The 10,865-nt window shown below is 70.4% G+C and carries 11 protein-coding genes; 3 read left to right on the top strand and 8 right to left on the bottom strand.

The window, feature by feature from the left end; translation table 11 throughout:
* Positions 1 to 252, bottom strand: a 252-nt coding sequence (locus tag VOI19_RS06375) for a hypothetical protein (protein WP_323792120.1), incomplete at its 3' end; no start/stop codon positions are given.
* A gap of 107 nt (positions 253 to 359) precedes the next feature.
* Between VOI19_RS06375 and zwf the strand changes: the two genes are divergently transcribed.
* Both zwf and VOI19_RS06365 read left to right on the top strand, forming a co-directional pair.
* A complete protein-coding gene (gene zwf, locus VOI19_RS06370; protein WP_323792119.1) occupies positions 360 to 1,790 on the top strand; it encodes a glucose-6-phosphate dehydrogenase in 1,431 nt (476 codons plus the stop codon).
* The gene (locus tag VOI19_RS06365) at positions 1,787 to 3,655 is read left to right on the top strand and encodes a glycoside hydrolase family 15 protein (protein ID WP_323792118.1); all 1,869 of its coding nucleotides are present in this window, start codon (positions 1,787 to 1,789) and stop codon (positions 3,653 to 3,655) included. The genes zwf and VOI19_RS06365 overlap by 4 nt, the downstream gene beginning before the upstream one ends.
* Positions 3,656 to 3,681: 26 nt before the next feature.
* On the opposite strand, the gene VOI19_RS06360 is transcribed toward VOI19_RS06365, so the two are convergent.
* The 6 genes from VOI19_RS06360 to groES all read right to left on the bottom strand — a co-directional run bounded on the left by VOI19_RS06360 (position 3,682) and on the right by groES (position 8,895).
* Positions 3,682 to 4,584: a GNAT family N-acetyltransferase gene (locus tag VOI19_RS06360; protein WP_323792117.1), complete on the bottom strand. Its 903-nt coding sequence runs from the start codon at positions 4,582 to 4,584 to the stop codon at positions 3,682 to 3,684.
* 66 nt (positions 4,585 to 4,650) lie between these two features.
* A complete protein-coding gene (locus VOI19_RS06355) occupies positions 4,651 to 5,217 on the bottom strand; it encodes a hypothetical protein (protein WP_323792116.1) in 567 nt (188 codons plus the stop codon).
* A complete protein-coding gene (locus VOI19_RS06350; protein ID WP_323792115.1) occupies positions 5,217 to 5,819 on the bottom strand; it encodes a hypothetical protein in 603 nt (200 codons plus the stop codon). Before VOI19_RS06350 ends, VOI19_RS06355 begins: the two co-directional genes overlap by 1 nt.
* Entirely contained in the window at positions 5,816 to 6,706 is an 891-nt protein-coding gene (locus VOI19_RS06345) for a sterol desaturase family protein (protein WP_323792114.1), read from the bottom strand. The genes VOI19_RS06350 and VOI19_RS06345 overlap by 4 nt, the downstream gene beginning before the upstream one ends.
* 136 nt (positions 6,707 to 6,842) lie before the next feature.
* Positions 6,843 to 8,465 (bottom strand): chaperonin GroEL, encoded by a 1,623-nt coding sequence (groL, locus tag VOI19_RS06340; protein WP_323792113.1) that lies wholly within the window; start codon positions 8,463 to 8,465, stop codon positions 6,843 to 6,845.
* 133 nt (positions 8,466 to 8,598) lie between these two features.
* Positions 8,599 to 8,895, bottom strand: a complete 297-nt coding sequence (gene groES / locus VOI19_RS06335; RefSeq protein WP_323792121.1) for a co-chaperone GroES — start codon at positions 8,893 to 8,895, stop codon at positions 8,599 to 8,601.
* 213 nt (positions 8,896 to 9,108) lie between these two features.
* Here groES and VOI19_RS06330 point away from each other — a divergent pair, with 213 nt between their 5' ends.
* Positions 9,109 to 10,278 (top strand): THUMP-like domain-containing protein, encoded by a 1,170-nt coding sequence (locus VOI19_RS06330; RefSeq protein ID WP_323792112.1) that lies wholly within the window; start codon positions 9,109 to 9,111, stop codon positions 10,276 to 10,278.
* A gap of 15 nt (positions 10,279 to 10,293) precedes the next feature.
* Here VOI19_RS06330 and VOI19_RS06325 read toward each other — a convergent pair.
* Positions 10,294 to 10,865: hypothetical protein (locus tag VOI19_RS06325; protein WP_323792111.1), on the bottom strand; the 572-nt coding region annotated here is incomplete at its 5' end.

The following is a 10,865-nucleotide window of genomic DNA, read 5'->3' as shown; positions in this document are numbered from 1 at the left end:
GGCCACGTCGAGGTCGGCGGAGAACGACGAGCTGGCGTCGGCGAACGTCAGGAACAGCACGCAGAACTCGTCCGGGGTGACCTCGGACCGCACGGCCGGGACCTCGGTGGTGGAGGTGTCGGCACCGGGATCGTCGGGTCGCGCCGCCGTGTCGTCCTGGTCGAGGCCGAGGCCGATGAGGAGCGCGGTGACCACCAGGGCCACGGCCAGCACCACCGAGATCCAGGTTCTACGCGAAGGCATTGCGACCACGCCACAACTCTAGGCCCGCCCGTCGGGCCACGGTCGGCGCGGCCCCTCGCGCCGCGACCCTCCCACGAGGTGTGGCCACCGCTTGCGCGATCAGACAGTCTGTCAACGTGACCGAGAAGCTCCCAGCCCATGTCCTCGTCCTGTTCGGCGCGACCGGCGACCTCGCCGCCCGCAAGCTCTTCCCGGGCCTCTACCGCCTCGCCGCTGCCGGACGGCTCCCTCACGACTACGTGATCATTGGCAGCGGTCGCAACTCCCCCGGCACCGACGACGAGTTCCGCCAGCAGGTGCGTGACGGCCTCGACGACACGGTGGGCGACCTCGACGCCGACGTCATCGACGACTTCCTGGGTCGCATCTCCTTCCAGACCGCCAGCTCGGACGACGGCGCCGACCTCGCCGCCGCCGTGCGCGAGGCCGAGGAAGCCTTCGACGACGAGGGCGCCGACACCGACGACGTGCGCCGGCTGCTCTACCTCTCACTCCCGCCGGCAGCGATGCAGCCGATGATCGCGATGCTCCACACCGAGGGCCTCACCGAGCGCGCCCGACTGGTCATCGAGAAGCCCTTCGGCCTCGACCTGCAGTCGTCGCGCGAGCTCGACGCGGCCCTCAAGGACGTCGTGGAGGAGTCGCAGGTCTACCGGATCGACCACTTCCTGGGCAAGGAAGCCGTGCAGAACATCCTCGCGCTGCGCTTCGCCAACGGCCTGTTCGAGCCTGCCTGGAACGCCAAGAGCCTGGCGTCGGTGCAGATCGACGTCCCCGAGACCCTCGCGATGGAGGGCCGTGGCAGCTTCTACGAGTCCACCGGCTGCCTGCGCGACATGGTCTCCACCCACCTGTGCCAGCTCATGGGCTTCGTCGCGTTCGAGGACCCCGACAGCCTCGACGAGAAGTGCGTGCGCGACTCCAAGGCCGAGCTCTTCGGCGCCATCCGCCCCCTCGACCGCGAGCACGTCGTCTTCGGCCAGTACGACGGCTACCGCGACGAGCCCGACGTCGCCGAGGACTCCGACGTCGAGACCTTCGTGGCCCTCGAGGTGCACATCGACAACGACCGCTGGCGTGGGGTGCCCTTCTACCTGCGCACCGGCAAGGCGATGGCCCAGACGCGACGCACCATCACGCTGCGCTTCCGCACCCCCGAGACGACCTTGCTGCGCGGCGCCGAGCCGATCCCCGACGAGCTGGTGCTCGAGCTCACCGACGACCCGAAGATCACCATCGACGTGCGCGCCAAGATGCCCGGACCCACGATGGACCTCACCGGCGCGAGCTTCCGACTCGACCTCGGTGAGGAGGTGCCCCACGGCGAGCCGCTCGAGGCCTACGAGCGCCTCCTGCTCGACGTCCTCAACGGTGAGCGCACGTTCTTCACCCGCGCCGACGAGGTCGACCGGCTCTGGCAGGTCATCCAGCCGTTGCTCGACGACCGTCCCGAGGTGCTGCCCTACGATAAGGGGTCGTGGGGCCCGCAGCGGGCCATCGACCTCGTCGAGGGCGGCTGGCGCCTGGGTGGGTCGGAGGAGTCGTGAGCGATCCGGCGGCGCCCGAGGCCGCGACCGAGCTCGAGGACGAGCGGGACGAACGCTCAGCGGCCATCGCCGACCACGGCATGATCGGTGACCTGCGCACCTGCGCCCTGGTCAGCGTCGCCGGCACGATCGACTGGTTCTGCGCCCCGCGCTTCGACTCCCCCAGCGTGTTCGGCTCGATCCTCGATCCCGACGCGGGCCACTGGACGTTGCAGGTGGTCGACGGGGCGACCGCGACGCGGCAGTTCTACTACCCCGACTCCGCCGTCCTCGTGACGCGCTTCCTCACCGAGGACGGCGTCGCAGAGGTGCAGGACTTCATGCCGCTGCTGCGCGCCCACGACCCCGACCACCGCCAGCACGTCGTACGACGGGTGACAGCGGTCCGCGGACGGGTCCGGATCCGCACAGCGGTCGCGCCGCGGCTCGAGTACGGCAAGGTCCTGCCTGAGCTCACCGAGACCGAGCACGGCGTCCTGATCACCGGCGACGGCATCCGGCTCGGCCTGACTGCCACCCACGACGTCTCCATCAACGACCACACCATCGAGGCCGACGTCATCCTCGAGGCCGGGCAGGAGGCGCGCTTCTCGCTGCACGTGCTCGCCGACGACGAGGAGCCGCCGGCCGACGCCGACGTCGACCCGCTCTTCGACGGCACGACCGCGTTCTGGCAGGAGTGGCTGAGCCGGTCGAAGTACACCGGACGCTGGCGCGAGACCGTCAACCGCTCCGCGATCACGCTCAAGCTGCTGACCCACGAACCCTCGGGCGCCGTCATCGCCGCGCCGACGACCAGCCTGCCCGAGGAGGTCGGGGGCGAGCGCAACTGGGACTACCGCTTCGTGTGGGTGCGCGACGCCGCGTTCACGCTCTACGCGCTGCTCCGGCTGGGCTACACCGACGAGGCCGAGGCGTTCGTGGCCTGGCTCTCGAAGCGGATCGGCGACGCTGACGCCGCCGGGGCCACCGACGCCGACGGCAACGACATCGGCCCGCTGCGCGTGCTTTACGACATCGACGGCAACGTCCCCGCCGAGGAGCACACGCTCGACCACCTGCGCGGTCACCGCGACTCCCAGCCCGTGCGGGTCGGCAACGCGGCCGTCGGCCAGCTGCAGCTCGACATCTACGGCGAGCTCATCGACTCGGTCTACCTCTTCAGCAAGTACGGCCCCGGCCTCAGCATCGACGCCTGGGCTGACCTGACCCGCCTGCTCGACTGGGTCCTGGACAACTGGGACCGCGACGACGCCGGCATGTGGGAGATCCGCGGCGACGTGCGCGCTCACACGGTCTCGCGCGTGATGTGCTGGGTGGCCATCGAGCGGATGATGCGGATGGCGCGCAAGCGCGGGCTCCCGGGCGACCTCCCGCGATGGGCGGAGGTGCGCGACACCATCCACGCCCGCATCATGGAGCGCTCCTGGAACGACGAGGTCGGGGCGTTCATGGCCTCGGAGGACTCCGACACCGTCGATGCCGGCGTGCTGCTGATGCCGCTGCTGAAGTTCCTGGCACCCAACGACCCGCGCTTCCTGTCGACCCTCGAGGTGATCGAGGAGCGCCTGGTCTCCGACAGCCTCGTCTTCCGCTACGACCTCGGCAGCACCACCGACGGGCTCGACGGCCCGGAGGGCACGTTCTCGCTGTGCTCGTTCTGGTACGTCGAGGCCCTCACCCGAGCCGGTCGGCTCGACGACGCCCGGCTGGCGCTGGAGAAGATGTTCACCTACGCCAACCACCTCGGGCTGTACGCCGAGCAGATCGGTCTGACCGGCGAGCAGCTGGGCAACTTCCCCCAGGCCTTCACGCACCTGGGGCTGATCAGCGCCGCGATCAACCTGGATCGTGAACTGGGCTGAGGCGTTGGCCGGCGCGGGCCGGGGCCTCACTCCGCGAGCGGCTTGAGCTCCCGCACCCCGATCCGCACGGTCAGGGTCTCCCCCGCCATCCGGATCCGGCCGCGCATCCCGGCGGCCAGGACCATGGGCAGCACGGCTCGGTTGTCGTGGGCGGTGGTGAGCACCACCTCGTCGGCACCGAGGCGACGGGCCAGCCGGGCCGAGTCACCCAGGAGACGGGTGCCGATGCCGCGGCGCTGCCAGGCGGAGTCCACGTCGATGTCGACCGTGCGCACGCCGGCGTCACCGTCGGAGGGCTGGTGGACGACGGCGAGGCCGATCGTCGCGCCGTCGGCCATCGCCACGATGCGGTTGCCGCGCACGGCGTACGTCGGAGTGGCGCCGCTTCCCATCCGTCGCGCTCCGGAAGGAGCGAACGCCGGGCGCTCGCGGCCGAGGACGTCGCTGACGAGCTCGGCCATCGCGCCGCCGCGGGCGCGCTCGACGGTGGTGAAGACCGCCGCCCGGCGGATCTGCACGAGCACCTCGGCGACCGACATCTCCATCACGTCCTGCTCGGCGGCCACGGCCGGGTCGGACGGCGGCTCGGCGTCGGCGTCGAAGAGGTGGGCGATGACCCCTGGGAACGACGCCGGCTGCGCCAGCACGGCACGGGCGGCCTGCACGTAGCGGGTGGACTGGTCGGCCAACGCCTCCTCGGTGCACTGCTGGACGTTCACCGCCTCACCCCCGGCGCGCTGCAGCAGGGTGCTCAGGTCGGCTACCCCCCAGTCGTCCGGGGTGCTCAGCACGAGCTCGTCGGTCACCATCTCGGCGTCGGGGAAGACCTGGAAGCCGAGGATGTTGACCTCGGCCTGCCCGCACTGCGCCGCGAGCGCAGCCAGCGATCCCGGCCGGTCGGGCATGGTCGTGCGCACTCTCCACAACATGTGCTGAGCGTCTCCCGCGAGCGTTGCTCGATCAAGTCCCTTCGGAGTCGCAGAGGTAAACAAAAGTCAGACCGGGCTGATGTTCGTCACTCTCCACTCGGTGCCGACCACGGTCGCGCGCACCAGGATCCGGTAGCGGCTGAGCACGGTCGGCTCCTCGGGCGAGGGCTGCGTCCGACTGCTCACCAACAGCTGGTTGACGTAGGCCAGCGCCAGCACGGTGGTCGCGTCGATCACCCGGACCTGGCCGATCCCTCGCACCTCGGCGTCCACCACCCGCAGCTGACGCAGGGCGAGCGGGCGGGCGGAGGAGTTGAAGGCGCCACGGAAGCGTCGGGCGAACGGCTTGGTCATCAGGGCCGTTGCCTCCCGGAGTCCCTCGTCCAGGCGGCGGTGGTCGTAGCCCAGCACCGTCGGGATCGCCTCGGCGATGGCCAGGACACCGGGGCCGCCGGGCCCCTCGAGCTCGGGCGGCACGTAGGCGCTGCCGGTCGCTGCACCCGGCAGGTCCTGGGGCGGTTGCGGGTTGGGGCGTGTCAGCGCCAGCACCAGGCTCAGCGCCGAGCCGAGCAGCACGAGCACGGTCAGCACCGGCAGCACGCGGCGGTGCTCGAGGTGGACGCTGCGGACCATCAGCGCACCTCCTCCACTCCGGCGACCAGCCACTGGTCGTCGACGCGCTGGAGCAGCACCCGGGTGCGGTAGGGCGCGGTCCTGCTCTGCAGTCCGCGGCTCGTGGTCACGTCGACGGACACGAGCAGCTGAGCGGCATTCACCGAGAGGTACTCCGTGGCCACGCCCTTCTCCGGCAGGAACGCCTCCAGGCGCAGCTGGCGGGCCACGACCTGGCGCGACAGGGAGCGCATCAGCTGGTTGTACTCCTCCACGAACGCCGGCGTGCCGAGCGCACGGAAGCGGTCCATGTCGGCCTCCACCGTGGTGTGGTCGAGGGTGAAGTATGACCGCGCGGCGAGGCGGGCGCGCGCGACCGCCTGCTGGTTCGGCGCGTCGCCGATGACCCCGGAGCCGATGTCGGCCGGCTGGACGACGGTCTCGGCAGGCAGCGCCTCACGCCGGTCGCGCAGCAGCACGACGGACGTCGCCGCGAGCGCCAGGATCAGGAGCACCAGGACGCCGGGCAGGATCCAGTAGGTCCAGCCGACGGATCCCGGGAGCTCTGGGGACTCCGGGGGCTCCGGCGCGGCGGTGGGGTCTTCCCGCTCAGCACTCGTCACGAGGTCCGTGATCCCGTGCGTCCCGGCGGGCCGAACAGCAGCGAGGCCCGCTCACGCGTGGATGTGGCCATCCGGACGCCGCGCCACAGCTGCGCGTAGTGACCGAACTGCAGCGACATCACGTCGTAGGTGCCCACCGGCGTCGTCAGTCCGTACGTCGGGCGCTGCTTCTCGGAGACGAAGGTGCCGAAGAGTCGGTCCCAGACGATGAAGATCCCTGCGTAGTTGCTGTCGAGGTACTCCGGGTCCGACCCGTGGTGCACCCGGTGGTGCGACGGGGTGTTGAAGACCAGCTCGATGGGTGCCCAGAGCTTGTCGACGACCTCGGTGTGGACCGCGAACTGGTAGATCAGGTTGAACGCGAAGGCGAGGTAGATCGTCCAGGGCGCGAAGCCGAGCAACGGCAGCGGCAGGAAGAAGATCAGCTCGAACCACGGGTTCCACTTCTGACGCAGCGCGGTCGTGAAGTTCATGTACTCGCTGGAGTGGTGCGCCTGGTGGGCTGCCCAGCCGACGTTGACGCGGTGCACGAAACGGTGGTTGGCGTAGAAGAGCAGGTCGAGCACGACCATCAGCAGCAGCCAGTACCACCAGGTGTCGGTGGGCAGCTCCCACGCGGCGAGGTAGACGAAGGCCGCGGTGAAGACGAAGAACGACCCGATCTTGAAGATCGTCGTGCTCACCAGGGAGCCGAGCCCCATCAGGAGGCTGGCGCGGGAGTCGCGGGACTCGTAGCCCCGGTGGGCGCGTGCGCCGTCGGCCGCCTCGGGGCCGTCGTCGAGCCACTTCAGGGCTGCGAGCTCGACCGCGATCGTCAGCACGAAGAACGGCACCGCGTAGGTGATCGGGTTCTTCAGCGGGTCGAGAATGTCCTGGAGGTCCTGCACGCCGCCACTCTTCCACGGAGGTGGGCTGCCTCGTGGGCACCTGTCGAAATGTGACCGACCCGCCACCCCTGAGGATGGCGGGTCGGTGCGCGTGCTCGATCGGTCAGGGACCGATCAGCCAGTGATCAGCGAGCGATCAGTGGCCGTGACCGTGGCCGTGACCGGTGTCGGCGGCCGCGTCCTCGTCCTCGGGCTTCTCGACGATCAGCGTCTCGGTCGTCAGCAGCATCGCCGCGATCGAGGTGGCGTTGACCAGCGCGGAGCGGGTGACCTTGACCGGGTCCAGGACGCCCTGGGCGACCAGGTCGCCGTACTCCTCGGTCGCGGCGTTGTAGCCGTGGCCGACGCCGAGCTCGCGGACCTTGGTGGTGACGACGTAGCCGTTGACCCCACCGTTCTCGGCGATCCAGCGCAGCGGCTCGTCGGCCGACTTGCGCACGATGCGCACGCCGGTCGCCTCGTCGCCGGTGAGACCGAGGTTGTCGTCGAGGCAGGCGACGGCGTGGATGATCGCCGAGCCACCGCCGGCGACGATGCCCTCCTCGATGGCCGCACGCGTCGCGGAGACGGCGTCCTCGATGCGGTGCTTCTTCTCCTTCAGCTCCACCTCGGTGGCGGCGCCGACCTTGACGACGCAGACGCCACCGGCGAGCTTGGCGAGACGCTCCTGGAGCTTCTCGCGGTCCCAGTCGGAGTCGGAGTTCTCGATCTCGGCCTTGATCTGGTTGACGCGACCCTCGACCTCGGCAGCGTCACCGGCGCCGTCGACGATGGTGGTGTTGTCCTTGGTGATGACGACACGACGCGCGGTGCCGAGCACCTCGAGGCCGACCTGGTCGAGCTTGAGCCCGACCTCGGGGGCGATGACCTGACCGCCGGTCAGGGTCGCGATGTCCTGCATCATCGACTTGCGACGGTCACCGAACGCGGGGCTCTTGACGGCCACGGCGTTGAACGTGCCGCGGATCTTGTTGACCACCAGGGTCGAGAGCGCCTCGCCGTCGACGTCCTCGGCGAGGATGAAGAGCGGCTTGCCGGCCTGGATGACCTTCTCCAGCAGCGGCAGGAGGTCGGCGATCGCCGAGATCTTGCCCTGGTGCAGGAGGATGTAGGGGTCGTCGAGGACGGCCTCCATGCGCTCGGGGTCGGTCACGAAGTACTGCGACAGGTAGCCCTTGTCGAACTGCATGCCCTCGGTGAACTCCAGCTCGGTGCCCATGGTGTTGGACTCCTCGACGGTGATCACGCCGTCCTTGCCGACCTTGTCGAAGGCCTCGGCCAGGAGCGCACCGATGGTGGCGTCACGGCTCGAGATCGTCGCCACGGCGGTCATGTCCTCGACGGACTCGACGTCGCGGGCAGCCTTGGCCAGGGCCTCGCCGACGGCGGTCGCGGCGGCGTCCATGCCGCGCTTGAGGCCCATCGGGTTGGCACCGGCGGCCACGGCGCGCAGGCCCTCGTGGACCATCGCCTGGGCCAGCACGGTGGCGGTGGTGGTGCCGTCACCGGCGACGTCGTTCGTCTTGGTGGCGACCTCCTTGGTGAGCTGGGCGCCGAGGTTCTCGAACGGGTCGTCGAGCTCGATCTCACGCGCGACGGTCACACCGTCGTTGGTGATGGTCGGCGCGCCCCACTTCTTGTCGAGGACGACGTAGCGACCCTTCGGGCCGAGCGTCACCTTGACGGCGTTGGCGAGCGCGTCGACGCCACGCTCGAGGGCGCGGCGGGCGTTCTCGTCGAACTCCAAAATCTTGGGCATCTGGTGTGACTCCTTGGTCAGACTGCTGTGGCTGTGGTGACTAGAGGAAAACAAGCTCGGGTCGTGCGCCCGAGGACGACCGATCGGTCGCGCTCAGGCACACGACCCGGTGCTGTATCGCGGTGAGAAGAGCTCAGCCGACGATGGCGAGCACGTCGCGGGCGGAAAGGATGAGGTACTCCCCGCCGGCGTACTTGACCTCGGTGCCGCCGTACTTGCTGTAGATGACCTTGTCGCCCACGGCGACGTCCATCGGGATCCGGTCGTCGCCGTCCTCGTTGAAGCGGCCGGGGCCGATGGCCACGACCTCGCCCTCCTGGGGCTTCTCCTTGGCGGTGTCCGGGATGACCAGGCCCGAGGCCGTGGTCTGCTCGGCGTCGAGCTGCTTGACGACGATGCGGTCCTCGAGAGGCTTGATGTTGACCGACACGATGTCGACCTCCACTTTCTCTGATCTAGCTGGCCTATGAAGCTGGGCGGACGGGCGTCCACCCCACGTTGGGGCAAGCGGTGAGGTACGCCGTCGCGGGGATCGCACCTCGTGGCTTGCACTGGCACACTCACGGGGAGAGTGCCAATACCGAAACTAGCACTCGCCTCACGCGAGTGCCAGAGCGGGCCGGTCTTCTGCTTGGATCGTGGCGTGGACCTCGACACCTTCCGCTGGCTGCTCACCGACGAGGGCTCCGCCCTGCTCGACCGTGCCACCGATCTCGCCGGCGGACCCGAGCTCGCCGTGCAGGCCGAGCTGCGCCGCCTGGCCACTCCTGAGCAGGTCGCGGCAGCGTTGACCCAGGTGGGGCTGCGCGAGCGCGCCACCGCGAAGTTCGGCGACCGCGCGGCTCGGATGTTCTTCACCACCGACGGACTCGAGCAGGCCACCCGCCAACGGGTCGCCGAGCACCGCGCCGGTCGCCTGGTCGCCTTCGGCACCCGCACCCTGATCGACCTCGGCTGCGGGATCGGCGGCGACCTGATCGCCTCGGCCGGGGTCGGCATCACCTGCGCCGGCGTCGACCTCGACCCCGTGCGGGTCGCCGTCGCCGAGGCCAACCTGGCGGCTCTCGGGCTGCCGGGCGCCGTCAGCGTGGCCGATGCGACCCGCCTCGACACCAGCCCCTTCGACGTCGCGTTCGCCGACCCCGCACGCCGCTCGGGCGCCGGGCGCTCGTTCCGGGTCGACGACTGGGTGCCGCCGTGGTCGTTCGTCGAACGGCTCCTGAGCCGCGACGCCTGCGTGAAGGTCGCCCCGGGCATCGGGCACGACCTCGTGCCCGAGGGCGTCGAGGCCGAGTGGGTCAGCGACCACGGCGAGGTCAAGGAGGCCGCCCTGTGGTCGGGGCGCCTGGCCACGACCCGTCGTCGGGCCACCGTGATCGGCGACCGAGGCCTCGCCAGCCTGACCGAGGACGACGACCCGGGCCCGGCCGCGGTGGGCGTGCGACCGGTCGGGGCCTACCTCTACGAGCCGGACGGCGCGGTGATCCGAGCCGGGCTCGTCACCGCCGTCGCCGCGATCACGCAGGGCGGTCTCGTCGACGAGCACATCGCCTACGTGACCTCCCAGGCCGAGGTGGCCTCGCCGTTCGCCCGTGGCTACCGGGTGCTCGAGGAGCTCCCCTACCGCGAGAAGCCCCTCAAGGCCGCCCTGCGCGAGCGTGGAATCGGCCGGCTGACCATCAAGAAGCGTGGCGTCGACGTGGTGCCGGAGCAGCTGCGCAAGCGGCTGGCGCCGTCCGGCGACGCCGAGGCCACGATCGTGCTCACTCGGGTCGCCGGGGTCGGCACCTGCCTGCTCGTCGAGCCGTTGTAGGGCCGAGCCGCTGACCTAGGTGCCTGCGGTGGCGACCAGGCCGGCACGCCGGAGGGCTGCGTGTGCCTCGGGGTGGCCCTCGGCCAGGGTCTCGGCCAGCGCGGCCCACACCAGACTCGTCAACGGGCTCACCGCCTCGACGTCGCAGCGCGCTCTCATCAAGGCGGTCAGCCACTCGTCGAACTCCTCCAGGATGGCCGGGTCGCTGGTCGCCAGCGAGGCGGCCAGCGCGCCCACAAGATGATCGAGCTGGGTGGCGAGGTCCGGCCACCACACGGGGATGCGTCCCTCGCGAGCTGCGAGGCCGCGCAGCAGTCGCGGTGCCATCTCCGAGGCGATCGCAAAACGCTGCTCCGCCACCTCGCCGGCCTCGTCGGTCTCGTCGCCCCAGTCGGGGGCCCAGTCGGGGGCCCAGTCAGGGGACCAGTCGGCATCCCGTCCCGAGGCGAGAGTGCGACGGGCCGACGCAGACCCAGTGGTGAGGAGCTTCGGAGGGCCCGCCAGGAGGCGCCAGGCGGCAGGGACCGTCGGGGCGTGGCTGGCTCCCCACGTCAGTGCCCGTCCCGACTCGGCGCCCCAGGCCCGGC

It is taken from the genome of Nocardioides sp., from assembly GCF_034670285.1.
Lineage (GTDB): Bacteria > Actinomycetota > Actinomycetes > Propionibacteriales > Nocardioidaceae > Nocardioides.
This window is presented reverse-complemented; position numbering and strand designations above follow the sequence as displayed.